Raw genomic sequence first — 25518 nt, 5'->3', positions numbered from 1 at the left:
TTTCAAACTGGGAAAAAAATATTGAGAATAGGCCCTATTATTTAGAGCCTTTATAATGAGCCTAGAAGGCTGATATTAGAATGGATACTGATAGTTATAATACGTCATTGAGCTCTAATAAGATTAAGGTTTTATCTCCAACAACGCCTAAACCTTTAATAAATTTAGAATTGTTATTGTCGCCTAAACCTGGCGAGACTTTGATTTGAGAATCTGAAATTGAGTGGACATCGGAAACCGCATCAACAACAACCCCCATTATTTTTTCTTTACCTTCTTGGGTTAATTTAAGCACGATTACCACAGTTACAGCAGTATATTGCACGTTTTCAATACTGAATTTTAGTCTGAGATCGATAACAGGTACAATTGTGCCTCTTAGATTAATGACACCCTTAATATACTCAGCTGAATTTGGAATAGCAGTTGTCGACTCCCACCCCCTAATCTCCTGCACCTTTAAAATATCTATACCATACTCTTCATTATCCATAAAAAAAGTTAAGTATTGGCTCATATTTTCTGGTTGTAATTCCGTTTCTAATTCACCTAACTGTGCATTCAATTGCTCTATATTCATTAAGCAGACTCCAAATCAACAACCGCTTTTTCTATGCTCCGTCTTACACTCTTCTTTAACCCTGCTAATTTAATTGCACCAGAGATATCGATTATAAGTGAGACTGTGCCATCACCCAAAATTGTCGCGCCAGAGACACCTTCAACTTTCATATAGTTAGCTTCTAAGCTTTTAATGACAACTTGCTGCTGAGCTAATAGTTCATCAACTAAAATGCCGATTTTTTCATTATCATGCTCCACGACAACCAGCAATCCATCTTCCATTTTTTTACTGTCTGGTTCATGATTGAACAAATCAAACAGTCGGATAATAGGTATGTATTCATCCCTTAAGCGTAAAACATCATATTCACCGCCAACACAATTAACATCTTCAAGGTTAATTTGAAGTGACTCAATAATATTAACCAAAGGTATAATATAAATATGTTCACCAACACGTATCAGCTGGCCATCAAGAATAGCTAAAGTTAAAGGCAAGCGAATCGTAAAGGTAGAACCCTCACCAGGTGTTGACGCTAACTCAACCGAACCATTTAAAGCTTGAATATTACGTCTAACAACATCCATGCCTACACCTCGACCAGACAAATCTGACACTTGATCTGCTGTCGAAAAGCCTGGTTCAAAAATGAGTAAATTAATTTCTTCGTCAGTAAGGTCACTATTTTCAGTAATTAGGCCATTAGCAATTGCTTTTTGCTTAATTTTTTCAGTATTTAAGCCTTTGCCATCATCTATAATCTCAATCACTATATTGCCACCTTGATGAAAAGCATTCAAAGTGATTGAACCAACTTCTGATTTACCCGAAGCAATACGTTCTTCAGTCGTTTCTAAACCATGATCCATCGCATTTCGAACTAAATGCACCATAGGATCTGATATTTTTTCCATAACTGTTTTATCTAGTTCGGTTTGCTCGCCAAGTAACTTAAGCTCAATTTGTTTGCCAAGTTTTTTACTTGTATCTCTGACCAAACGCGGGAAACGGCTGAAAACAAAACTAATAGGGAGCATGCGAATTCGCATCACGCTCTCTTGTAAATCACGAGTATTATGCGCTAGCTGCGCCAAACCTTCTTGAAGGCTGACTAATTTAGCTTTATCGAAATCGCCTTCAGAGAGCTGAGTTAACATAGCTTGAGTTATCACTAACTCTCCCACCATATTAATCAATGAGTCAACTTTCTCAATGCCGACACGAATCGAACTGGCTTCCGCATTTTTAGGGGCGTTATCCTTTTTAGCTGGAGTACTTTCTGTTACTTTGGCTGACTGTGCTGGACTACTATCTTGATTTTCGGGTTCTACGGCTGGTGTAATGGCTTCTGCTGCAGGGGCTTGACCTAACTCAGTCGCATTTTCAGATACTTCTTCATCAACTGCAGAAACGAGTGTCTCTAATGGGGTGATATTGATTTCACAATCATCTACAACCCACTCAAAAACTTCATCTACCTTTGCAAGATCACAATCAGATTTTAACTTAATATCCCAATTAAAATAACAGTCTTCTGCCTCTATAGTTTCAAGCGTGGGCACAAAATCAAGGTTTATATCAAGCTCAACGTCTCCAATTTCACCAAGCTCTTGCAGCATGTATATGGGTTCATTACCGGTTTTTAAAATATCTTTGCCCGGTTTAAACTGAATTTGCCAGCCTAAGCGGCTCTCTTCTTCAACAGCTGTATTCGAGCTGTCATCCGGTGTGACTTGATTTGACTCTAGCCCAGCTAGTTCATCACCAGCAAGAATAGCTTCAAATTGAGCTTTAAGCGCTTGTGCTTCCTGTGTGTCAGGTTCTTCACTATCACGCAGCGCAGAAAGCATTTCTCTCAGACAATCTACAGATTGAAGAAACAAATCGATTTGTACTTGCGTGAGTTGCCTTTGTCCATCTCGTATTTGATCTAATAAAGTCTCAACTACATGAGTAAAATCAGCAACGGCAGAAAAGCCGAATGTACCACTTCCACCTTTTATAGAATGGGCGGCTCTAAAAATCGTATTAATTGTTTCATTATCTGGGGTGCCTGGCTCTAAGTTTAATAACTCGGATTCCATGGCATCCAATCCTTCGAAGCTTTCTTCAAAAAATACTTCGTAGAATTGACTGAGATCTATACTCATATGTTATCTCAACACTTTTCCAATAGTTGCTAATAACTGATCCGGGTTAAATGGTTTAACAATCCAACCTGTTGCACCAGCGGCCTTACCAGCAGATTTTTTATCTAAGCCTGATTCTGTGGTTAACATTAACATAGGCACAAATTTGTAATCAGGCAAGCCACGTAAATGACCAATTAGAGTGATACCATCCATATTAGGCATATTCACATCTGAAATAACCAAGTCGAATGTGTTACTTTTAGCTATATTCAATGCATCAACACCATCTTTAGCTTCTGTTACATCAAAACCAGCTTTCTTTAATGTGAAACTAACCATTTGGCGCATTGAAGCCGAATCATCTACAGCTAGAATCTTTTTCATTGTACTTCCTTCAATTTAACTTAATTAATAGATAAAACTTTATTTAAACCACAGATACAAGCTGCATTTGTCACGACTTGATTGGCATTTTCAATCTCGAGCTCTAATTCTTGTTCTTTTAATGATTTTTTTAATGAGACGATTAATTGTAATACTGAAGTATCAATTCGCTCAACTTGGGAGGCATCTAATTTTACATTTTGCCCTAAAACTTTAAGCTCTCTGAAATCATTCAGGATTTCTTCAGCCTTAGTAATATTGGCAATTTTTTCTAGTTGATATCTCGTATATTGAGTCATACGACAAACCTCCATTTAAACTTAAGCTTCTGTATTTCAGTAACTAAGTAAAATAAACACATTAAATATGATGCGCAATTTTTATATTAACGTTTTTAGCTTAGACCGCTTCATAAAATTTGCCATCAAAAAACGAATCAAGCTCCAAAAAATTAGCATTCCAATTTCAAGAGCTTAGAGATTCAAATAAAGACAACAACTCGAGATAATCTATTTTAGGGATAGATTCACTAAAATTAGGCTTACTCACAGCGGAAATTTTTCCATCTGGATTAATAATAACGATTGAAGCTGAATGATTAACCAAATAATCCTCGCCTTCTCCCTTCATTGCATAAACTAAACCTAGTTCTCGAGTAAAAGGTAATAATTTATCATGCTGAGCCGTAACAGCAATAAATTCAGGGTGAAAATAATTAATATATTTATCGAGTTGCTCCGGTGTATCTCTTTTGGGATCGGCGGAAACCAAAATAACTTGGACTTTATCATTTAATGCTTTTAACTGAGGATAAACATTTTTTAGGTCCATAAGTGTAGTTGGGCATATATCTGGGCAAAAGGTATAGCCTAAAAATACTATGCTCCAATGCCCTTTGATATTTTCTAAAGTATACGGAGAAGATTTACTATCCGTTAAAGAAAACGGACTGATAGCTTTAGCTTGAGGATAAACCAAACTATTTTTGAACTCAGGGGCTTGCTGCCTATCACAAGCGACATTTAAGGCCGACAATAAACAGACCAAGCCAGTAATTATTATTTTTTTCATACTAAAATAAAATCGAACACCATCAGAATAAATAAAAACATTAAATGCCAGATCGAATATTTAAAGGTTTTAAATGCAAGTCCTTTTGTATCGAACCATTTTAACTGCACAGCTAACCAAATAAATCTAAAATTCAATCCAGCGGACACCAACAAGTAAGTTAAACCAAACTGGCCTGATAACCAAGGCATAATACACACTATGCTTAAAATACAGGTATACAGCAAGATCATCGTCTTAGTGAATTCTTCGCCATGAGTAACTGGCAGCATAGGGATTTCAGCTTTCGCATAGTCCTGTTTCCTATGGATTGCGAGCGCCCAAAAGTGCGGCGGTGTCCAAGCAAAAATAATCATAACAAGTAATAACGCGTTAGGATCTATAGTATTGGTTACGGCAGTCCAACCTAACAGCGGCGGCATGGCGCCAGCTAACCCACCTATGACTATATTTTGCGGGGTAGCACGTTTCAAATACAGAGTATAGACGATTGCATATCCAACAAGTGAAGCAAATGTGAGCCAAGCGGTAAGTTGATTAACAGTAAACCATAAAATACAAAAACCTAATAAACCTATACTAAGCGCAAAACTAAGTGCCTGAATTTGAGTTAATCGGCCTTTAACAACAGGCCTATGATAGGTTCGAGCCATTTGTGCATCAATTTTGTAATCGACAACATGGTTAATAGCCGCTGCAGATCCAGACAATAACCCGATACCTAACAAAGCAAGTATTAACAAATCAAGATCGGGTAACCCAGCTGCAGGAATGACCATACCAACTAAAGCCGTAAGCAAAATTAACAACACAACTTTGGGTTTAGTTAACTCAATATAATCTTTTAGCTGAGTAGCTTGTAAATGACGTATTGTATTTATCTGACTCATAATGACTCCCCTTGCAGATTTACACGTTGAATTTCATACCTGTAATACAAAATACTCAAGAAAAGACTCGCAAGTAATAATAAAGCGATCGCATTATGTGCAACCGCGACAATTAATGGTAATGACAAAACAATATTCAAAACCCCAAGCGAGACTTGTAGTAATAACAAAGCAAAACACAATCCGAGAACATATATTAATTTGGGATTTGTATTTTGCTTTTGCTGCTTGAGCTGCATTGCATTTCTAAAACAAACAAACAACCAAGCTAAAACGACTAACATAGTCACAATTGCGCCAACTCTATGAGTCACGTGTATCGTCATACGGCTAGCAAAATCCAATACGCCATACTGATAGGTCTCAGCATCTGGGCTAGCCAAGTTAAAAGCCGGCATGAAAGCTAAATCTTTAACCCAATCTCCCTGACAAATAGGTAATTCATTACAAACTAATGCGGCATAATTTGAAGAGGTCCAACCACCTAACATAATTTGTAGCATCAAAACAGCTAGAGCAATAATCGCAAGCTTAGGCGTCTTAACCAATTTAACATCAGGTTTAATTGGAGCCACTGACGCTTCTACTTTTTGGCTGAAATTAATTCGCCTTTCAAGCCAAACAAGTAAAATAAAGGTCGTAAAGCCGCCAATTAAATGTGCCATCACGACAATAGGCATTAATGATAAAGTGACAGTCCACATTCCAAGCAAAGCTTGAAAAGTAACGACACCAAGTAACGCAGAGCAATGCAGTCGAACGTTTTTAAGTTTATTTTGGCAAAAACTAATTAATGTCATAGCCAATATTAATAAACCTAAGGTGCCGGCAAAATAACGGTGAATCATTTCATTCCAAGCTTTCTCATGTTCAATAGGTGCATCAGGATATAAGCTTTGAGCTTGAGTGACTTTATCTCCGGTAGGCACTAGCATATGGCCATAACACCCAGGCCAATCAGGGCAACCAAGTCCGGCATCAGTCAACCGAGTATAGGCACCTAAAATAACCACAACTAAAGTGAGTAATATGCTTACTCTCACTAAATTTTGCATTAGCCTATCCTTGAAAGTTTTAATAACTTCTTAAAATCTAAAAGAATACTTTTCGCCGTTAAGATATTGTCTTCAGGAGTTTCCTTAATTGGATAAGTTAAAATAACATTACCTAAAGGATCTGAAATATATAGCTGGTCTGAGCTAAATTGCTCATCAATCTGAGTGGAAAAGTGAATACTATCCAAATCGGGAATGGTGCTGCCTAAAGTAATATTAGCAGCCCTATCCATATCTTTACCTAAGGCTAAATGCACTTGGTTTGAAATGTATAACCCTTGCTGGCATTTTTCATGACAACTAGCTTTTGTAGGCACAATAAGCAGCCACTTGCCTTGAATTGAATCAGGCATAGACGCTTTATCAAGTTGAATTGACGGTGTTAACAGCTGTCCTAAATTGGTCGACGCGGGGGTAAACCATTGAAACTTAAAAGCCAGTGCAGCCAGCAATACTGGTAGCAAAAACGTTACCAGTAAAGCAAACATATTAAAACGATTAGCGGGTTTAACCGAAGGTATTCCTGATGCTAGGATTCGATCTGAGGATTCCATTTTATCGCCCTTATAATAATTATTATTGTCAGGCACAAAGCTAAACCAAACCACTGAATAGCATATGCGAAATGCTTATCCGCAGTCATCACACTTGGTGCCCAATTAGACCTAAAACCAAACTTATTTTTATTCGTTACATGTATTAGTATAGGATAGCTTTCAATATTTTCTTCCCGTTTAAACACATTTAAATCAATCTGTTGAATTATTTTTTTACCTTGTTCAGTTCGAATGTCGCCCTGCATAAATGGATTTAATTCTATAATTTGAATTTGCCCCATTTCATTTAAAACATCAGGTAGGGCTTGAGTTAGTTCCCTTGGCGCTCTATTTTCACCAACCGCAATCCAACCAAAGTTGATGAAAACAACTTGGTTTGAATTAGACAGTTTGAAGACAGCAATAACATCCACTCCAAGTTTTTTATTAAATATCTTATTTTCTACATACCAAATTTCGCTTCCTAGCCTTTCAGCTTGAATGTGAACTTGTTGACCCTGCAGTTTTTTTAAATCTGATTTAGAAAAACGCTCAACAGAAGTGAATAGATTCGATAAATCTTGAATTTCGGCTTGTTCTTGATAGCGGATTTCTTGCTTAACAATCCCTCTTTGAATTTGCCAAACGCCTAATGAACACAGCAAACAAAAAGCGATAACAAAAGCGAACATACTTACCGTATGTACTTTTACTGAAAATGAACCTAAAGTTATTATCAAGTCACGCCACCAGGTAGAAAAATGTTAAAAGTACTTATTGTTGGATTATTATTTTTTGTCATATTTAATTTATTCAAAGCATTGTTCATTATGAATAAGAATGCGATGAATAAATCCACTGAGCAAAAAATGACAACAAACTTAGGCTTTCGCCTTATGTTATCTTTTGCTGTCATGATATTAGTGGTGATCTCCTTGCTAATGGGCTGGATTCAACCAAACCCAAGACCTTACTAAACCTTAACACTTGATAACAACTCGCTTTCAAACGGCTGTTTTTCCTTACTACTACGTTAAATTTGATTACAATAGGCTCGCTATTGACGCTCAAATTCGCCTTGAACTAAGAAAAAACATCGAGCTAGAAAAAGTATGTGCATTTCAACTTGTTAGCTAATTTCTTATTCTGAGTTAAGAAAATTACAAAATATAAACAAAGATAAATAAGCATAACCAAACCACATCAACAAAATGCCAATACCAGCTAGCAGCCTGAAAAGCAAAGTGGTTTGAAGAATCAAAATGCCCAGCAAAAATCCTTAGCAGCATGATGAATAAAAAGACAGTCCCTAAAAAGACGTGTAAACCATGGAAACCTGTCAGTAAATAAAAGGTATTGCCATAAACTCCAGAGTCGAGCCTTAAATCAAGATCTCGATAAGCATGAATGTATTCCATAACCTGCAGTGCTAAAAATATACAGCCTAGCAACACAGTTATCGCTAACATAACTTTTAACTGGCCTCGTTTATTCAGCTCTAGGCCAGTATGGGCAAAATGAACCGTGATTGAAGAAACTAAAAGAATTAGTGTATTAATCAAGGGTAAACCTTGATAGCCCATAGCCTCAGTTGTTTGCCCTGAAGGTGTGGTGGTTAACGGCCAAATAGCCTCAAAGTTTGGCCATAATACAGCAGCTGTCATTGCATTATTGCCTGCTCCTGCTAACCAAGGTACAGAGATAGTTCGGGTATAAAACAAAGCGCCAAAAAACGCGGCAAAAAACATTACCTCAGAAAAAATAAACCAACTCATACCTTGTCGATAAGAAACGCCAAGCTGATGATTATGCATGCCAGTAGTTGATTCTTTAATTTGATCTCTAAACCAACCAAAAAGCATAAAGATAATCAGAGCGATCCCCGTGTACAATACATAGCGCCCCCACCCTCCAGTACCAGATTGGCTTATTTGAGCAACTAAATTACCAGCTCCAACAGCAATTAAGAAAAAAGCGATGGCGCCGACGATTGGCCAAGGGCTTTGCTCGGGGACATAATATTTTTCATTATGATCTGTCATTGTTCTGCTCCTGTGCAGGGTAAACTACAGCTTGGTTCTCAACCTCAAAGAGGGTGTAAGCCAAAGTCATAACTTTTATATTTTTAGGTAATGCAGTATCAATAAAAAACTGCATTACAAACTCAGTTTCGCTCGACGGATTTATCAGTTGCTGCTCAAAACAAAAACACTCTAGCTTATTTAAATAGAGTCCTGCCGTACCCGGTGAAACTGAAGGAATGGCTTGAATATTAGCCGTGTCTTTATTTAAATTAACTAATCTAAATTTTACCGCCTTCATTTGTCCTGGATTAACACTAACAAAAGGCTCAACCGCCTCAAATCGCCAACCAGATAACTGACCGGTAAAAGTCGCAAATTCAACTTTAACTAAACGACTTTTATCGATTAACTGAGTTTGGCTCGCATCGACCCGATTAATTTGCCTACCATTAATACCAGTTAAATCACAAAAAACATCGTACAAAGGCACTAGCGCAAAACCAAAGCCAAACATGCACACAACGGCTAAAACAAGCTTTTTAACCAACACAGCATTTGAAGTATTTGGCTCAGTCATACTCTTACCTATTTGATCTTAGGTGGTGTAGAAAAAGTGTGATAAGGCGTTGGTGAAGGTAAATCCCATTCTAATCCTTCGGCACCATCCCAAACTTTAGCGGGGACTGGCTCACCTTTTTTACGACAAGCTTTAATCAGCAAGGCTAAAAATATAAGTTGAGACAAGCCAAACGCGAATCCGCCTAAGCTAATAATTTGATTCCAATCAGCAAACTGAATTGAGTAATCAGGAATTCGTCTTGGCATGCCAGCTAAACCGACAAAATGCATTGGAAAAAACAGCACATTTACTGAAATAAGCGAACACCAAAAATGCCATTTAGCTAACTTATTGTCATACATAACCCCTGTCCATTTAGGTAGCCAGTAATAGGTTGCCGCAATAAGCGAGAAGATCGCTCCTGTAACCAAGACATAATGAAAATGAGCCACCACAAAGTAAGTATCATGGTATTGGAAATCGACAGGCGTAATCGCCAGCATCAAGCCTGAAAAACCGCCAAATGTGAACAAAATAATAAAAGCGATTGCAAACATCATAGGAACTTCAAAACTAATAGAGCCACGCCACATAGTCGCAACCCAGTTAAAAACTTTAACCCCAGTTGGCACCGAAATAAGCATGGTGCAATACATAAAAAATAACTCTGCGGCTACAGGCATACCCGTGGTAAACATATGATGCGCCCATACAATAAAAGATAAAAAAGCAATCGAAGCCGTGGCATAAACCATTGAAGAGTAGCCGAACAATTTTTTCCGGCTGAAGGTAGGCACTATCGCGGAAATAATACCAAACGCAGGTAAAATCATAATGTAAACTTCAGGATGGCCAAAAAACCAAAATATATGCTGGAAGAGTACAGGATCCCCACCACCCGCAGCAGAAAAGAATGAAGTGCCAAAATATTTATCGGTTAACACCATAGTCACAGCACCTGCTAATACTGGCATAACTGCAATTAACAAATAAGCCGTAATAAACCAAGTCCACACAAACAAAGGTAACTTCATCCATGTCATACCCGGTGCACGCATATTAAAAATTGTCACTATGACGTTAATTGCACCCATAATTGACGATATACCCATAATATGTACTGAAAACACAAAAAGTGCCGTGCTGTCGCCACTATAGGTTGTCGATAAAGGTGCATAAAAAGTCCAACCGAATGCAGGGCCGCCACCTTCCATAAATAAACTCATTAATAAGATTAAAAATGCGAAAGGTAAAATCCAAAAGCTTAAATTATTCATTCTAGGTAGTGCCATATCTGGCGCACCTATCATCAGCGGGATCAACCAATTGGCTAACCCAGTAAAGGCAGGCATAACCGCGCCAAAAACCATGATCAAACCATGAACAGTTGTCATTTGATTGAAAAAATGAGGCTCGACAATTTGTAACCCTGGTTGAAATAATTCAGCTCGTATGACCATGGCCATAGCGCCGCCAGTCAAAAACATAATAAAAGCAAACCATAAATAAAGTGTGCCTATATCTTTATGATTTGTCGTAAATAACCAACGCTTAATACCCTTGGCTGGGCCATGATGCGCTGCATGATTATCTGAATGAGTGGGTAAACTAGTTTCCATAATAATTCGCCTTATAATCCAGATTTAACAATTTGATTGACATCTTTAGGTTGAATTAAATCACCCGAATTCTGTCCCCAAGCATTTCGCTCATAAGTCACCACAGCCGCAATTTGTTTTAGGCTTAGTTGCTTAGCAAAAGCTTGCATTGAAGTGCCCGACTTACCATTTAAAACAATTTCAATATGCTTATCGACTGGGCCTGTTACGTATGGGCTCCCCAATAAAGCAGGAAATGCACCAGGTAAACCTTGACCATTAGCTTGATGACATGCTGCGCAATAAGCCGTATAAACTTGTTGGCCTTCTAACATCAACTCATCCTTAGACATGTTCATGGCTAGCCACTTTTGCTCTTCGGCCTTGGCTTGTAAGATTTTATCCTTTTCGCTTAATAGCCAATTCTCAAAATCAGCTTCACTGACAGCTTCAACCACAACTGGCATAAAGCCATGATCTTTGCCACATAACTCAGCACATTGGCCTCTATAGGTACCAACTTCATTTATTTTGGTCCATGCTTCATTAATAAACCCAGGGTTTGCATCTTTTTTCACAGCAAAATCAGGTACCCACCAACTGTGAATAACATCATCCGAAGTCATCAAAAATCTAACTTTTTTATTAATTGGTAATATTAAAGGACGATCTACATCTAACAGATAAGTATCTCCTTTAATCCATTGCCCACTTCTTTGCTGTTCGGGTGTCGCCAATAAACTGTAAAAATCAATATCATGACCTTGGTACTCATAATGCCATTTCCATTGTGAGCCCGTGACAATAATGGTTAAATCTGATTCATCTGCATCTTCCATCGCAATCAAGGTTTTGGTTGCAGGAATCGCCATGCCAATCAAAATAACAAAAGGCACAACCGTCCAAGCAATTTCAACTTTCAGACTTTCATGAAAATTAGCCGCTTTAGCGCCTCGTGATTTTCGGTGAAAAATCATGGAATAAATCATGACACCAAAAACGACTAAACCAATCACACAACAGATATAAAATATTGTCATGTGAAGGTCATATACTTGATGGCTTATATCCGTTACCCCTTCTCTAAGGTTAATAGAGGAGGTTGCAGTTTCGCTTGCTGCTAAGGGGAAGCAAAAAACCAACAATAATATATTGAGTAAGTGCTTAGTTTTAATTAACAAAACGACCGCTCCTTGTTTTTAGAATAATTATTAAGCTTGCAAAAAATCTAGATGTAGGTAAAAAGCGCAAATATTTCTTATGCTTAAAAATTAGTCAAAGAATCTAAAAGTATCCAATTTTTTTAACACTTTTTTAATTATTTAATAGAGAACGGAAAAAGAAAGGGTTATAACGAATGAAAAGAGGAAAATTAGCAATTAAATAAACTTAGCCAGTTCAATCTACTACTAATCCATATTGAATGGTGAGCACCCAGCACAGGTCACATTCAATATGGATCGGTATAACTAGCTCACTTGAAAGTGACTACATCCAAGTAGAGTTACGAATAACACCGACAGCCAAACCTTCTATCGAAAATTCAGTTGTATTTAAATCAACTTCAATAGGCGAAAAATCTTTATTTTCCGCAATTAAAGAAACTTTGCTGCCAGATTGCTGGTAGCGCTTAACGGTTACATCCTCTTCCACTCGAGCAACAACTACTTGGCCATTTCTTGCAGTTTGAGTTTTATGAACCGCTAATAAATCGCCATCCAGTATCCCGATATCCATCATGCTGTCGCCGTGTACTCTTAATAAGAAATCAGCAACCGGCTTAAATAATTCAGGTGAGACTTGATAATGTTCTTCAACATGTTCTTGCGCTAAAATTGGTGAACCAGCTGCAACCTGTCCTATAAGTGGCAAACCTGTTTCATTTGCTGATTCATCTTCATGATTAACAAGTCGAATGCCTCTGCTTGTTCCCGGCATAATCTCAATCGCACCTTTTTTGGCCAGTGCTTTTAAATGCTCTTCTGCTGCATTAGGCGATTTAAAGCCTAATATTTTAGCTATCTCGGCACGAGTAGGTGGCATACCTGTATCTTGAATATTGTCTTTAATTAATTGCAATATTTCACTTTGTCTTGGAGTTAAAGGTCGCATATTAGGTGTTTATCCATACAGTTATCATTACTGTTAGTATATACAGGCAATCGTAAAAGGCAAATTTAATCTAAACACCCTTTTCCACTAAAAATAAATCTGGGTATAAATTATAAAATAATAACCAGATGTCAGTTTCAGTTAACATGCTATAATACGCCAAAAATACCATAGTGCTTTAGATTAAATGACTGATTATAAAGGTTTATTCCGACACATCTTTAAAATACCAACATTATTATTAACTAAGACCCGATCTGTTTTTAATGATGCAAAAGACATAGAGATTAATCAGGCTGAACGCCCCATTTTTTATGTACTAAAACAAGATTCGTTAACCGATTTATTAATTCTGCAACGCTGTTGTAAAAAGCACAATTTACCCAACCCGTTTAAACCGGTTGAGATTAAAGGAAAGAGCTTTAAACGATATGTATGTTTAGACAAACTCCAACCTGTATTAAAAAAACAAGCCGGAAAAACAGACGCTAACGATCAAGTCAACGAGCTACTAAACTTACATTCTCAACACCCTGAGATAGATGCTCAGCTATTACCTTGCTACATTACTTGGGGAAGAAGCCCTGGGGTTAAAACAGATAATGTTCAAACTATCTTTAGCGATCAGAAAAAACCAAGCTGGTTAAAAAAAGCATTTATCATATTGTTTTCTGGCCGTCATACATTTTTATCTATCAGTAAGCCTTTATCTTTACGCTTTGTTGCAGACGAATACGGCACAGATAAAAGTATTGCCAATAAACTACTTAGAGTCGCTCGCTTTCACTTTCAAAGACGTCACTTAGCTTTAGCGGGACCAAGGCTTTGGCAAAGAGATCATTTAATCACATCTTTACTAGCTTCTCCTGTTATCAAGAAAGCAATTGAAGATGAAGCCAAAACGAAAAATATTTCAATCGAACAAGCTAGAGCTACGGCAAAATCATACTTAGAAGAAATGGTTGCTGACTATAGAGAAAATTTCATTCGAATCATGGATAAAATTTTCACTTGGATTTGGAATAAATTATATTCGGGTATCGAAGTTAAAAATGACGATAGAGTCAGAAAGCTAGCACAAGACGGCCACGAAATAGTCTATGTACCTTGTCACAGAAGCCATATGGATTACTTACTATTAACTTATGTTATCTACCGACAAGGTATAGTTCCGCCACATATAGCCGCGGGTGTTAATTTAAACTTTTGGCCTATGGGTACTGTATTTCGTCGCTCTGGCGCCTTCTTTATTCGTCGCTCTTTCCGCGGAAATAAACTTTACTCTGAAACCTTTAGAGAATACCTAGCTCAATTAATCGCTAAAGGTCATTCTATTAAATACTACCCAGAATCAGGCCGCTCTAGAACAGGACGTTTATTAAAACCTAAAACAGGTATGTTGGCCATGACAGTACAAACCATGCTAAGAGGCCTAGATAGACCAGTGACTCTTGTACCTGTTTACGTAGGTTACGAACATGTCATGGAAGTAAAAACCTATTTACGTGAACTCAGCGGTCAGAAAAAGAAAAAAGAATCGGCGCTTCACTTATTTAGCATAGTTAAAAACTTGCGTCATTTTGGCCGAAGCTACGTCAACTTTGGTGAGCCAATTAACTTAAACAAATCACTAAACCAAGATGTGCCGGAATGGAAACAAAGCATAGATCCATTTTATCCACCAAAGCCAGCTTGGTTGCCTAATTACATCTCAAACTTAAGTCAAAAGGTGATGAGTAATATCAACCATGCTGCAGCATTAAACTGTGTTAACTTAACGGCTATGGTGCTATCGGTCGCCAATAAACATGTTTTATTTAGAGATGAGCTAGCAAAACAACTTGCGCTTTGTATTCAATTACACTCTGATAACTCGCCATTTAAAGATGCGAGCACACCGCCTGAATCTGACGTTGAAACTCTGATAGATAACGCGATTAAAATGGATAAGTTTGACGTGGACACGTCAGGCGTCGAAACCATAGCCTTGCCTGATGAAAGCGCTGTGGAGTTAAGCTATTACCGTAACAATATCATACACATGTATATGATACCTTCATTGGTGGCAGCTATTTTATTGGAAGATAAACATACCCAGCTTGAAGCGTTAAAAACTAAGTTAACCCAAATTTATCCGCTGTTGGCGAATGAATACTTTATCGAAATTGATGACGGACAATTCGAGCAACACCTAAAACATGTATTAGCGACGTTCCAGCAGCACAAATTGATCAGTGTAGAAGGTGAAAATATCTCAGCTGTCGACCATGCCGATAAGAGCTACCTACAGTTACACTTGTTAAGTTTACTTGCTCAAGAAACATTGCAGCGATATGCGATAGTCTTACATTTAGTCGACGATAATAGCCAAGATGGTTTAGTGCGCTCAGATCTGGAACGAAGAGCACTAGAGATCGCTAAAAATCTAGCAAAACTGCATGATATAAAAGCGCCAGAATTTGTCGATAAATCAATTCTGAGCCAATTTGTGGGCGAGCTTAGAGATAATGATCTAATTGTCATCAAAGCCGAAGGCCGCTTTATCGGCACGCCAGAGTTACATGTACGCTCATCAATTATCTACTCCTTAATTGATGGTGATGTCTTGAGTACGATTCGACACAAATAACCTAAACATAAATGAACAGGTAAGTTTACTTACCTGTTTTCTTTGCTAAGCGCTTTCTAAACAATGTATTACACTTTTGTCTAGAAATGATAAGCGATTGTAGTAGAATAGATTTCTTAAACTTCCAATTAGCCAGTAGTTAGGTAATAAATATGTCGAGTAAACGACTCATTGAACAAGCTAGAAAAGCCTGCGAAACACGTGGGGCAAGATTTACTCTAGTACGAGAGCAAGTCTTTAGTTTTTTAGCAAATTCAAATAGCGCAATTGGGGCATACGAATTACTCACCCAACTACAGCAACTTGACGCTAAAGCTAAACCACCAACTATCTACCGAGCCCTCGATTTTTTAATTGAACAAGGTTTTGTACATAAAGTTGAATCACAAAATGCTTATGTTTTATGTAGTCACTTTGCAGAACAGCATAAAGCACAATTACTGATTTGTGATAACTGTGGCGACGTTCAAGAAATTCAATGTCCAGAAATTAACACTGAGCTGGAAAAAGCAGCAGATCAATACGGATTCAAAGTCCAGCAGCCAACAATTGAAGCGCACGGCTTATGTAAGGCCTGTAGCGAAGCATAATCACCAACATTAAAACTGAATTTAGCTTCTTTCACCGGCCCATAATCTCAAAGCATCTATCGCTTTGCGCCAATTACTCAAAACAGATTGGCGCTTTTCTTCAGTCATATTCGTCGTATAAGTCTGCTTTTCGCTCGCTTGATTAAACACTCTGAGTTGGTCTTGTTGCCATAAACCACAGCCTAAACCCGCTAAATATGCAGCACCTATTGCGGTTAACTCAATTTCTGTGGTCACTTTTACTTGAGTATTAGCCAAAATATCAGCTTGAAATTGGACTAAGTATTTATTCCTGACAGCACCGCCATCAATATTTAATAGCGTTAAATTACTGCCTAAATCACTAATCATGGCATCTAGCAAATCTTTACTTTGTAGCGCTAACGACTCTATGCACGCCTTAGTTAACTCAGCTTTACCATCGTCTAGACCTAAACCAAAAACAGCAGCTTTAGCGTTACTTTGCCAATAAGGCGCTCCTAACCCAACAAAAGCAGGTACAAAAACGACTTCACTACTGGGCTTGGCCTGCGTAATTAAAGCTTGAATTTCATTGGTAGATGCAATCACGTCTAACTTATTAATAAGCCACTCAATAGCAGCGCCGGCAATAAATACAGAGCCTTCAAATGCATAATAGGTTTCGCCATTAAAACGCCATGCAAGGGTTGTAAGCAGGTTATGCTGGCTAAATTTAAGCTCACTGCCTATATTCGCTAACAAAAAGCAGCCTGTGCCATAAGTGTTTTTGGCCTGACCAGAATCAAAGCAAGCTTGACCAAATAACGCTGCTTGCTGATCACCGGCTATGCCACAAATAGGAATTTGACTGCCTTGGTATTCAAAGTTTGCGAGTTGACCTGAACTATCAACCACACTCGGCAGTATACTTTTAGGGATATTAAAGAAGCTTAATAACTCATGATCCCACTCAAGTGATTCAATATTAAATAGCATGGTACGAGATGCATTAGATACATCGGTAATATGTTGCTTTCCTTGGCTCATTTTCCACACAAGCCAAGAATCTAAAGTGCCGAAAGCGACTTGATTATTGTCTGCTCGCTGACGTAATGATTCATCATTATCGAGTAACCAAGCTAGCTTAGTCGCCGAAAAATAAGCATCTGGAATTAAGCCCGTTTTTCGTTTAATCCAATCCGACTTGTTAGTCTCGCGTATTTTCCGACATTCGGCCTGAGTTCGCTTATCTTGCCAACTAATAACAGGGGTTAAAGCTTGGCCTGTTGCTTTGTCCCAAATTAAACAGGATTCACGTTGATTAGTAATGCCAATCGCTAAAATATCATCAGGGCTTAATTTAAGCTCAGCCAGTAATTGTTCAAAAACAGCTAATTGTTGCTGCCAGATTTCTTCGCCATCCTGTTCTACCCAATCTGCTTGAGGAAAGCTAAGTTGAGATGCTTGCTGAGCTTGAGCTAATATTTTTGCATTCGTATCAAACGCAATTGCACGGCAACTGGTTGTACCTAGATCAAACGAGATAATGACAGACATAAAAAAGCCAAACTAACTATGAATAACAAAAGTTTAGTTTGGCTTTAACTATATGCGTAGAAAAATGTAAATATTTACCCCAGACAAACTTTCAGGTCATATTTTACGCCTAAAAATTACGCCCAGTAAGGCGTCATTTTTAAGGCTGATTGATAAGACTGCTGCATTACCTTTAACAAATTTTGGGTTTTACCTTGGTGCCACTTGTATAGCTCTTCTACATTGTCACCTTGATAATTACTTAAACAAGCTTCAAATTGTTTAAAGGTTTTTAGTTCTTCGATACCTTGTAAAATATCAAACCAAGGTGCTCTAAAGTCTTTTCGGCTATCAGTATCAAATAAAGCGCCGACACAAACACCGGTTAACAAACCCCTACCGATTTCTTTTTCTGCCTGAATAAACTCGTCAACCGTCAAGTTCCCACTTGGGATTTGCTGCTTTAAATTTTCCCAGCTTGCTTGATTTAATTCTGCTGCGATATCAAACACTCTAAAATTAAGTTTTCCTTCTTCAATCTCAGAGTAATAACGCCAACCCGCCTCTAATATCCAAGCCATTAATTTCAATATAATTTGATTATAGCGCTCGCTATAAAACAACTTTTCAATATCAGACTCTAACTGTAAGTTTGTGCGGCTTTCTTCTAAATGCTTAATCAAGCAGCTATCTTCGGCGATACGCTTTCTAAAGTTACCTTTTTTTGAGGTTAATTGCTTAATATGAAATGCTTCATCTAACCAATCGAACTCGCACATGAGCCATTTCAGCTCATCCCACAGTTCACCAGATGCATTCTCTGGCACATATTGCCGATACAGCCATAAAGTATGACGCACCAACCAAATGCCTTTAATCATGGATTTTAAACTAGACAGTTTCTGACTTTGACAATAAACCGCTTCATGGTGCTGCCAAAACTCTATACCGTGCTTTAAAGATTTAACAAAGGCATCTTCTAAGCTATCGTTCGCATTCAGCGCAACAGTACCAAGCAGCTCTTTATTTTCAAGTGACTTGTTATGGAATAACCGATAACCACGCGCCGCCTTACTATCATTAGATAATCGCATAGGCAGGTGGGCAGTTAATAATTGCGAAAATTTAATTAGCTGACGAACATCGCCGTCTAACAGCTCAAGTTCTATCTCCCTGATATCTTCACTGGCAGATTGTGTTGATACTTGTCCTTTATCGAACACAACCTCAATACTGCACCCTTCGTAACCAACTAGCCACTTTTGACGCACAAACTCAGTGGTAAATAGCGGAATCAACTCACTTTGCAATAGTTGAATATCTGTATATTCAGGCCAAATCTCAGCAGGGAATAAACTCAAATCAGGTTCATCGGCAGTAATATCTATGTTGTATTCTGGTCGTTTATGTAAACCACCAACAACTTGACCTGCTGTTTTGATTGTTTGCTCAGCTTTGCCGTTTACTGTTCTAACTCTTAAGCCAAAATCAAAACTTCTAATTTTTTGCTCTGCAGTGTCAAAATAAGTATTTGAAAGCGTGTTAACACTTAATTCAGATGATGAAAGGTAAGGATTCAAAAAACTCGTTAAAGATTGAGTTACATTTTCACAGCTTAAATGTTCTATATCGGCTAAAACAAATTTAAGCTCTATTTCAGTGTCCATATATGTTTGGAAGCAACCTAATTAATCAGGGATAAAGTGAAAACATACCCGAGCATATCAATTTGTTCAAGTTTAAAACGAACTTTTAACAATAATGCAGATGAATGGCGTATGTGTAGCTGAACTATATGAGGCAGGAAACCAAAGTTATTGGCAGTTTATATTCTTATAACTTGCATGAGCCTAAACGAATCTTAATGTTTGGGGTGCCATTAATTTTTACTGCACAACCCTATTCACCACCATAGACTGACGGATATAAGCTATATCAATCGCCCCCTTAATGTGAACTAAAGTTTAAATTTAACCAATTGAATTTATTTAGCTAATCATTGATGATATATTTTAACCAGCTGGATATAAGCATTTCTTTCACTTGAATTAAGCGATTGAATAAATAATGTAAAAACCCTTGTTCAGTCACTCATTATCTAAGTTATTTTAAACTATACTGATAACTTTAATTTGTCTCGAAGTAAGCCTTTACCCGTTGGAGTAGAACATGAAATTAAACATTCTAGCTGCTATTTGTATGTTGTTAGCCACTAGCCATGTTTACGCAGAAGTAGAATCAAATAGTACAAGCCAAGACTCTGCGTACGTATCTGATGATTTAACCATTTTTATCCACACAGGCCCAAGTCGAAATTATCGAATTTCAGGAACCATAATTGCTGGTACACAATTAGAAATTTTAGCGAATTCAGAAGATAACAGCTTTAGCCAAGTAAAAACCCAAGACAATAAATCAGGCTGGATCGAAAGCCAATATATCAGCCGAAAAACCGGACAAAAACAACAAATAGCCCAGTTAAGCCAATCATTAGAAACAACCAAATCTGAATTAATCAAAGTTCAAGAAAACTTGAATCAAGAAGCCAGCGACAACCAGGCATTAAAACAAGATTTAGCTAAATCTGAGCAAACCTTAGCGGATACAACTGCAAGATTAAATCAAACCCAATTACAATTAACGGCATTGCAAACCGAGAGAAATAGCGAACTAGAAAACGTCAGAATGGATTGGTTAGTTAAAGGCGGCATACTTTCTTTAGGTAGTTTACTACTAGGCTTTGCCCTCGCCTTTATGCCTAGACGTAAAAAACGCAGCAGTGAATGGGCGTAGGATAAACATCCGATTCGATAACGCAGCTAGATAAACGAGTTATATAGACGAATGATATAAAAAGGATAGACATTACTTCGTCCTTTTTATCCATCACTTACCCTCTTTCATCTAGCTGAACTATCAAGCTCCGTGATTAATAGAATTCATTCTGCACCTAAGTCCTATCGCATATACCGAAAATGCCAGCAAAATCTATACTCAAATTTTTATCCTTAGCAGTCAGATTTAATGCTAAGCAGGCGAACAAAAAGCTAGAATAACAAAATCACCTAAGTATTAAGTATGACGGCGTAAAAATTGATGAAGATATCAGCTAATATTCAACAACAAATAACAGAAAAATACACTGAATATCAAAAGTTAGATGACGTAGAAAAAATCTGTTTAAAATTACTTGCCGTTATCCATAAGCCTATTGGAATTAGTAAATTTGGCCAAATTTTAAAATTTGTCGGTGAGCTTGGTTTATTTGAGACCATCACTAGAAAATCTCAACTAGCAGCAGAGAAAAGACAGGCACTCGTTCAGAATGAGTTCATTATTCATTCCAAGGAAGGGCTTAAAATAACGCCTTTACTAGCGAACAAACTAACTGAAGAATGCATAATTGAGCATAGCTTAAATCCAATACTGCATGCTGCAGAACAAGTAGCCCCCGTTAGGCATGCCTTATACTGGCAATCCGCATCAAACGATGGCTTTAGGTTGGCACGCGACTTTTATTTCTCAAACAAAATGGCTGAGTTTGAGCAGTGTTTTGAGTTTAATAAAGATCCTCAAATTATAGATACTCAAAATCAATTATTGATAGAGCTGTTTTTTGTACCTTTTAATCTTGACCTATTTTTAAGTTTATCGGACACGATTCAATATCAAAGCTTCGCTACTTGGCTGACAAGTAATCAACATCAAGGGTTTAGTAATTTATACGCGATAGATTTACTTGAGCAAACTTGCCAGCAAAACCCAAGCAACTCATTGCTTAAAAACTTACTCGCCGAGCAATATTTACTGCAGTTAAAATTTGATCAATTTTTGGCTGTTATCGACACCTCAGACAAAACCAGCTATTCACTGCAACTAGCAGCCCAATACCAGTTTTTAACCGGTGATTTCGAACAAGCCAAAGTGCTTTTTGAACAAGCTATACAAGCAAAAAATAAAATCACTCGACGTAAAAAACAATACTTAAATAATACAGCGGGTGTCTTGTATAAACTGTGTTTACTTATACTTGCGAACGACCAAGAAGTTCAGCTATTTAGTCAAATAAAAGACCAGATAGACTTTGAGCGCAGTGACAAAAAATCTAACCCAGATTTACTCTATTTAAGCGAGTCTATGCGTTGGGGGGCAACCAGTTTAGAACAAGGCAAAGCATATCAAATAAAATTAGAAGCCTTTCTGTTTTTACAAGACGACAACCCCTATTGTTTCCATTTAATTCAACTCATCAATCTGATTTGCTTTATTTGGAGCCAAGAAGACAAACATAAACTCAATACGCCAGAAATCAGCCAAATACTTTCGAGTTGTTTAAGCTTTTTCAACCAAGCTGAACTGCCTCTATTCCATATGATTTGCCAACAAATAGATGCAGAAGTTCAACAAAAACCAGCCGTAAGCCAGCCAAAACTTGCTACGCGACTGATTTACTTGCCTAACCAAGTTCACAAAAAAGCATCTTGGGATTTAGCCTTAGATAAACTATTAGCCCTCAGCGCCTCAGAGCAAAACAAGCCTGGAGCACAAAGCAACTCAAAACCCAGTCGTTTGGTTTGGGAAATGCAACTAGTTCGTCACAACGTCAGTTTTAAAGTGAGAGAACAAAAACAATCGAGTAAAGGCTGGAGCAAGGGTAAACCTATCGCGCTAAAACGCCTGCATAAAACGCCTGAGAGCTTTGATTACTTAAGCCAAGCAGACTTAGCTATGTGCGAAGCAATCACAGTGTACCAAAATTGGGGCTACTACAACTCGACAGAATATGTGCTTGAAGGCATTGATGCGTTAACGGCCGCTTGCCAATTAGAAAACTTATATTTAGCAGATGATTTATCCGCGCCAATCGAATTAATCCAAAAAGAACCTGAGCTAATTATCAATCAACAAGGGCAAGATTTACTCCTGACCATGGCCAACTTGCCGGATTACCTTGAGGACTCTGCAAGCGAACAAAGCAAATTCACGTTAGTGGAAGAATCGGCTGAAAGGTACAGTTTTACTATCTTCAATCCACAGCATTTAAAAGTCGCCAAAATTATAGGAGAAGGTGGATTATTAATTCCAACTAAGGCCAAACAAAAAGTGCTTGCGAGTGTTGCCGCGATTGCCCCCTTGCTGAATATACAATCGGACATAGCAGAATTAGACACAGGGTTAGAAAACGTAAACCACCAAGCTGAATTAGTGGTTAACATTCAACCTTATAATCAAGGCTTAGAGTTTAGCTGCTTCGTTATGCCATTTGGCGAGCAAGGCCCTGCATTAAAACCTGGGATAGGTAACGCAAACTTAACCACAGAACTAAATGGTAAAAGAGTCGCAACGCAAAGGGACTTAATCTCAGAGCAAGATTTACTTGATCAGCTAGACCAACATTGTCCTCAGTTTATCAATATGCCAGATAATATTTTAGCGATTGATGATCTAGAATCCGCGTTAGAAACCATGGAGCAACTAGAGCAAGTTATCAATCAAGATCCCCTGCCCTTTGCGATAAAGCTTCGCTGGCCAAAAGGTAAAAAGATAAAGCTCAGTAAAAAATTAGAAGCCCAACACCTGCAACTCGCAATAAACAAAAAGAATGAGTGGTTTGATTTTACCGGTGAACTCCAAGTAGACGATGAAGAAGTAATAGAAATTAAACGCTTACTTGAGTTAGTGGCGACAAATCACACGCGGTTTATCAAAATGGATTCGGGGAAAATTTTAGCTTTATCACAAGATTTAAGAAAAAAACTAGAGCAATTACAAAACATTAGTGAAGATGGAAAATTTCACCCTCTCGCCAGTTTTGTTGCAGAGGAAGCAACCTCAGGCATGCGACTTAAGCCATTACATGGCTGGGAAGAGCAAACTAAAAAAATGCACCAAGCTAACAAGCTCGAGCCTCTAGTGCCATTAAACTTACAAGCAGAGTTAAGAGATTATCAGCAAACCGGTTTTGATTGGGCGAGTCGCTTAGCCCACTGGGGCGCAGGGGCATGCCTAGCGGATGATATGGGGCTAGGTAAAACGCTACAAGCATTAGCTATTTTATTAGACAGAGCCAAACTAGGTCCGAGTTTAGTGATAGCTCCTACTTCGGTTTGTTTTAACTGGCAGCAGGAAGCGATAAAATTTGCGCCTAGTTTAAATATCAAAGTATTTGCCAACGCCACTAGCCAGCAAGACCGGATGGATTTACTTGAAAGCCTAACGCAATATGATTGCGTCGTGATTAGCTATGGATTACTACAAAGAGAGATAGATTTACTTGCCAAAGTAAATTGGAATACGCTAATCGCCGACGAAGCCCAAGCGCTGAAAAACCCGCTAGCGAAAAGAACCAAAGCAGCATACAAACTCAAGGCTCAATTTAAAATTATCACCACAGGTACACCAATAGAGAATAATTTAACTGAACTGTGGAGCTTATTTAGATTTGTAAATCCAGGGTTATTAGGTAATTTAAAACGATTTGGCGAGCGTTTTGCAATCCCCATCGAAAATGCGAAAGAAGATCCATTAGCGGCGAGAAAAGCCAGCCAAGGGCTGAAAACCTTAATTAAGCCTTTCATTTTAAGAAGAATGAAAAGTCAGGTATTAACTGAATTACCAGCCAAAACCGAAGTCACTATCCAAGTACACTTGAGCCAAGCTGAGCAGAGCTTTTATGAAGCATTAAGGCAAACAGCAGTCGAAAACATCAGTCAGTCGAGCCAAAATTCAGCCCCCAATGAGCAAAGAATTCAAATGCTGGCAGAGTTAGTAAAACTACGCCAAGCATGCTGTAACCCCGCGTTAATCGTACCAGAAACGCATTTACCAAGCGCTAAGCTATTAGCACTAGATAAACTGTTAGACGAGCTGAGAGAAAACAAACATAAAACGCTCATTTTCAGCCAGTTTGTCGGCCATCTTCAGTTAATTAAGCAGCATTTAGAGCACAAGCAAATAAGCTATCAATACTTAGATGGCACCACCAGCTATAAAGATAGAGAAAAACGAGTAAATGCTTTTCAAAATGGTGAAGGAGATGTGTTTCTAATTAGCTTAAAAGCAGGCGGCTTTGGCTTAAACTTAACCGCAGCTGATTATGTTATTCACATGGATCCTTGGTGGAATCCAGCGGTTGAAGAGCAAGCGTCAGACAGAGCGCACAGAATGGGACAGCAACGGCCAGTCACCATTTACAGATTAGTCGCACAAAATACCATTGAAGAAAAAATTGTTGCGTTACACCAACAAAAACGAGATTTGGCAGAATCACTGCTTGAAGGCAATGAGCAAGTAAACCGCTTGTCTGTCGCGGATATGCTGAATTTATTAAAAGAAACTTTTTAAAACCTTAATGACTCGTTATTGTGTGAGCGACGGTTGTACTCAAAATAGTCAAAAACATTAGGCTAGGTATTCAAAATGATTAAACTAAACGCTATTCATCATGTCGCGATTATTTGTTCCGACTATCAAAAGTCGAAGCACTTTTATCATGAAATATTAGGCTTAGCCATAATTGCCGAGACTTACCGAGCAGCGCGAAATTCTTATAAATTAGATCTGGCTATCAACGACCATAGCCAAATTGAACTATTTTCTTTTCCTAATCCACCTAAACGCCCTTCAAGGCCTGAAGCTCAAGGATTAAGACACCTCGCGTTTGAAGTCGATAACGTGCAACAAACCAAGCTTGAATTAGAATCAAAAGGCATTGAAGTTGAAGATATTCGAGTGGATGAATTAACTGGAAAAGCTTTTACGTTTTTTCAAGATCCAGATGCTTTGCCGCTGGAAATCTACCAAAAGTAATTACCATTAGCTCGAGCCTGCAGAGCTATATTTTAGGGATAAAAATACGTTTAAGCTAAACCTGATA

At 38.0% G+C, this 25518-nt stretch carries 22 protein-coding genes; 6 read left to right on the top strand and 16 right to left on the bottom strand.

Features of this window, described 5'->3' with window-relative positions:
• Nucleotides 1–94: 94 nt before the first annotated feature.
• The 9 genes from XM47_RS14545 to XM47_RS14505 all read right to left on the bottom strand — a co-directional run bounded on the left by XM47_RS14545 (nt 95) and on the right by XM47_RS14505 (nt 7373).
• Nucleotides 95–580 carry a chemotaxis protein CheW gene (locus XM47_RS14545; RefSeq protein ID WP_048694034.1) on the bottom strand — a complete coding sequence of 162 codons (486 nt, stop codon included), beginning with the start codon at nt 578–580 and terminating at the stop codon, nt 95–97.
• Complete coding sequence (locus XM47_RS14540) at nt 580–2715, bottom strand: chemotaxis protein CheA (RefSeq protein ID WP_048694032.1); 2136 nt, start codon at nt 2713–2715, stop codon at nt 580–582. Before XM47_RS14540 ends, XM47_RS14545 begins: the two co-directional genes overlap by 1 nt.
• 3 nt (nt 2716–2718) lie before the next feature.
• Nucleotides 2719–3081, bottom strand: coding sequence for a response regulator (locus tag XM47_RS14535; RefSeq protein WP_048694029.1), 363 nt, complete (start codon nt 3079–3081; stop codon nt 2719–2721).
• A 20-nt stretch (nt 3082–3101) separates the two neighbouring features.
• Nucleotides 3102–3380: an STAS domain-containing protein gene (locus tag XM47_RS14530; protein WP_048694026.1), complete on the bottom strand. Its 279-nt coding sequence runs from the start codon at nt 3378–3380 to the stop codon at nt 3102–3104.
• Nucleotides 3381–3546: 166 nt separating this feature from the next.
• Entirely contained in the window at nt 3547–4152 is a 606-nt protein-coding gene (locus XM47_RS14525; protein WP_048694023.1) for an SCO family protein, read from the bottom strand.
• Nucleotides 4149–5042, bottom strand: coding sequence for a heme o synthase (gene cyoE, locus XM47_RS14520; RefSeq protein WP_048694020.1), 894 nt, complete (start codon nt 5040–5042; stop codon nt 4149–4151). The genes XM47_RS14525 and cyoE overlap by 4 nt, the downstream gene beginning before the upstream one ends.
• A complete protein-coding gene (locus tag XM47_RS14515) occupies nt 5039–6097 on the bottom strand; it encodes a COX15/CtaA family protein (RefSeq protein WP_048694016.1) in 1059 nt (352 codons plus the stop codon). Before XM47_RS14515 ends, cyoE begins: the two co-directional genes overlap by 4 nt.
• Nucleotides 6097–6651, bottom strand: a complete 555-nt coding sequence (locus tag XM47_RS14510) for a hypothetical protein (protein ID WP_149865526.1) — start codon at nt 6649–6651, stop codon at nt 6097–6099. The genes XM47_RS14515 and XM47_RS14510 overlap by 1 nt, the downstream gene beginning before the upstream one ends.
• On the bottom strand, nt 6627–7373 hold the full coding sequence (locus tag XM47_RS14505) for an SURF1 family protein (protein ID WP_149865525.1): 747 nt from the start codon (nt 7371–7373) through the stop codon (nt 6627–6629). Before XM47_RS14505 ends, XM47_RS14510 begins: the two co-directional genes overlap by 25 nt.
• A 21-nt stretch (nt 7374–7394) precedes the next feature.
• Between XM47_RS14505 and XM47_RS14500 the strand changes: the two genes are divergently transcribed.
• Nucleotides 7395–7610: a DUF2909 domain-containing protein gene (locus XM47_RS14500; protein WP_048694010.1), complete on the top strand. Its 216-nt coding sequence runs from the start codon at nt 7395–7397 to the stop codon at nt 7608–7610.
• Nucleotides 7611–7793: 183 nt separating this feature from the next.
• Here the strand turns inward: XM47_RS14500 and XM47_RS14495 are convergent, their stop codons facing one another.
• From XM47_RS14495 to lexA, 5 genes are all read right to left on the bottom strand, one after another.
• Nucleotides 7794–8675 carry a cytochrome c oxidase subunit 3 gene (locus XM47_RS14495; protein WP_048694007.1) on the bottom strand — a complete coding sequence of 294 codons (882 nt, stop codon included), beginning with the start codon at nt 8673–8675 and terminating at the stop codon, nt 7794–7796.
• Nucleotides 8662–9234 carry a cytochrome c oxidase assembly protein gene (locus XM47_RS14490; RefSeq protein ID WP_048694005.1) on the bottom strand — a complete coding sequence of 191 codons (573 nt, stop codon included), beginning with the start codon at nt 9232–9234 and terminating at the stop codon, nt 8662–8664. The genes XM47_RS14495 and XM47_RS14490 overlap by 14 nt, the downstream gene beginning before the upstream one ends.
• Nucleotides 9235–9242: 8 nt before the next feature.
• Nucleotides 9243–10835, bottom strand: coding sequence for a cytochrome c oxidase subunit I (ctaD, locus tag XM47_RS14485; RefSeq protein WP_048694002.1), 1593 nt, complete (start codon nt 10833–10835; stop codon nt 9243–9245).
• Between the two features lie 11 nt (nt 10836–10846).
• A complete protein-coding gene (gene coxB / locus XM47_RS14480; protein WP_149865524.1) occupies nt 10847–11995 on the bottom strand; it encodes a cytochrome c oxidase subunit II in 1149 nt (382 codons plus the stop codon).
• A gap of 307 nt (nt 11996–12302) precedes the next feature.
• On the bottom strand, nt 12303–12926 hold the full coding sequence (gene lexA, locus XM47_RS14475; RefSeq protein ID WP_048694000.1) for a transcriptional repressor LexA: 624 nt from the start codon (nt 12924–12926) through the stop codon (nt 12303–12305).
• A 187-nt stretch (nt 12927–13113) separates the two neighbouring features.
• Here lexA and plsB point away from each other — a divergent pair, with 187 nt between their 5' ends.
• Together plsB and XM47_RS14465 are read left to right on the top strand one after the other, a co-directional pair.
• Nucleotides 13114–15555, top strand: coding sequence for a glycerol-3-phosphate 1-O-acyltransferase PlsB (gene plsB / locus XM47_RS14470; protein WP_048693996.1), 2442 nt, complete (start codon nt 13114–13116; stop codon nt 15553–15555).
• A 152-nt stretch (nt 15556–15707) separates the two neighbouring features.
• Entirely contained in the window at nt 15708–16145 is a 438-nt protein-coding gene (locus XM47_RS14465) for a transcriptional repressor (protein WP_048693995.1), read from the top strand.
• Nucleotides 16146–16166: 21 nt separating this feature from the next.
• On the opposite strand, the gene glpK is transcribed toward XM47_RS14465, so the two are convergent.
• A complete protein-coding gene (gene glpK, locus XM47_RS14460; RefSeq protein WP_048693992.1) occupies nt 16167–17663 on the bottom strand; it encodes a glycerol kinase GlpK in 1497 nt (498 codons plus the stop codon).
• 116 nt (nt 17664–17779) lie between these two features.
• Nucleotides 17780–19309, bottom strand: a complete 1530-nt coding sequence (locus XM47_RS14455) for a CYTH and CHAD domain-containing protein (protein ID WP_048693990.1) — start codon at nt 19307–19309, stop codon at nt 17780–17782.
• Between the two features lie 502 nt (nt 19310–19811).
• Between XM47_RS14455 and XM47_RS14450 the strand changes: the two genes are divergently transcribed.
• The 3 genes from XM47_RS14450 to gloA2 all read left to right on the top strand — a co-directional run bounded on the left by XM47_RS14450 (nt 19812) and on the right by gloA2 (nt 25451).
• Complete coding sequence (locus tag XM47_RS14450) at nt 19812–20435, top strand: TIGR04211 family SH3 domain-containing protein (RefSeq protein ID WP_048693988.1); 624 nt, start codon at nt 19812–19814, stop codon at nt 20433–20435.
• A gap of 303 nt (nt 20436–20738) precedes the next feature.
• Nucleotides 20739–24986, top strand: coding sequence for a DEAD/DEAH box helicase (locus tag XM47_RS14445; RefSeq protein ID WP_048693985.1), 4248 nt, complete (start codon nt 20739–20741; stop codon nt 24984–24986).
• Between the two features lie 75 nt (nt 24987–25061).
• On the top strand, nt 25062–25451 hold the full coding sequence (gloA2, locus tag XM47_RS14440; protein ID WP_149865523.1) for an SMU1112c/YaeR family gloxylase I-like metalloprotein: 390 nt from the start codon (nt 25062–25064) through the stop codon (nt 25449–25451).
• Nucleotides 25452–25518: the final 67 nt, after the last annotated feature.

This window comes from Catenovulum maritimum (assembly GCF_001050375.1).
Taxonomy (GTDB): Bacteria; Pseudomonadota; Gammaproteobacteria; order Enterobacterales; family Alteromonadaceae; genus Catenovulum; species Catenovulum maritimum.
Note: the sequence above shows the minus strand (reverse complement) of the source record. Positions and strands in the feature narration are given on the sequence as shown.

Excerpts from the sequence above, each read along its gene's own strand:
- gloA2 (WP_149865523.1), top strand. The coding sequence starts at position 25,062 with ATGATTAAACTAAACGCTATTCATCATGTCGCGATTATTTGTTCCGAC.
- XM47_RS14465 (WP_048693995.1), top strand. The coding sequence starts at position 15,708 with ATGTCGAGTAAACGACTCATTGAACAAGCTAGAAAAGCCTGCGAAACA.
- XM47_RS14490 (WP_048694005.1), bottom strand. The coding sequence starts at position 9,234 with ATGACTGAGCCAAATACTTCAAATGCTGTGTTGGTTAAAAAGCTTGTT.
- lexA (WP_048694000.1), bottom strand. The coding sequence starts at position 12,926 with ATGCGACCTTTAACTCCAAGACAAAGTGAAATATTGCAATTAATTAAA.
- XM47_RS14455 (WP_048693990.1), bottom strand. The coding sequence starts at position 19,309 with ATGGACACTGAAATAGAGCTTAAATTTGTTTTAGCCGATATAGAACAT.
- XM47_RS14530 (WP_048694026.1), bottom strand. The coding sequence starts at position 3,380 with ATGACTCAATATACGAGATATCAACTAGAAAAAATTGCCAATATTACT.
- XM47_RS14495 (WP_048694007.1), bottom strand. The coding sequence starts at position 8,675 with ATGACAGATCATAATGAAAAATATTATGTCCCCGAGCAAAGCCCTTGG.
- XM47_RS14540 (WP_048694032.1), bottom strand. The coding sequence starts at position 2,715 with ATGAGTATAGATCTCAGTCAATTCTACGAAGTATTTTTTGAAGAAAGC.
- XM47_RS14515 (WP_048694016.1), bottom strand. The coding sequence starts at position 6,097 with ATGCAAAATTTAGTGAGAGTAAGCATATTACTCACTTTAGTTGTGGTT.
- XM47_RS14500 (WP_048694010.1), top strand. The coding sequence starts at position 7,395 with ATGTTAAAAGTACTTATTGTTGGATTATTATTTTTTGTCATATTTAAT.
- glpK (WP_048693992.1), bottom strand. The coding sequence starts at position 17,663 with ATGTCTGTCATTATCTCGTTTGATCTAGGTACAACCAGTTGCCGTGCA.
- XM47_RS14525 (WP_048694023.1), bottom strand. The coding sequence starts at position 4,152 with ATGAAAAAAATAATAATTACTGGCTTGGTCTGTTTATTGTCGGCCTTA.
- cyoE (WP_048694020.1), bottom strand. The coding sequence starts at position 5,042 with ATGAGTCAGATAAATACAATACGTCATTTACAAGCTACTCAGCTAAAA.
- XM47_RS14445 (WP_048693985.1), top strand. The coding sequence starts at position 20,739 with ATGAAGATATCAGCTAATATTCAACAACAAATAACAGAAAAATACACT.
- ctaD (WP_048694002.1), bottom strand. The coding sequence starts at position 10,835 with ATGGAAACTAGTTTACCCACTCATTCAGATAATCATGCAGCGCATCAT.
- XM47_RS14545 (WP_048694034.1), bottom strand. The coding sequence starts at position 580 with ATGAATATAGAGCAATTGAATGCACAGTTAGGTGAATTAGAAACGGAA.
- plsB (WP_048693996.1), top strand. The coding sequence starts at position 13,114 with ATGACTGATTATAAAGGTTTATTCCGACACATCTTTAAAATACCAACA.
- XM47_RS14535 (WP_048694029.1), bottom strand. The coding sequence starts at position 3,081 with ATGAAAAAGATTCTAGCTGTAGATGATTCGGCTTCAATGCGCCAAATG.
- XM47_RS14450 (WP_048693988.1), top strand. The coding sequence starts at position 19,812 with ATGAAATTAAACATTCTAGCTGCTATTTGTATGTTGTTAGCCACTAGC.
- XM47_RS14510 (WP_149865526.1), bottom strand. The coding sequence starts at position 6,651 with ATGGAATCCTCAGATCGAATCCTAGCATCAGGAATACCTTCGGTTAAA.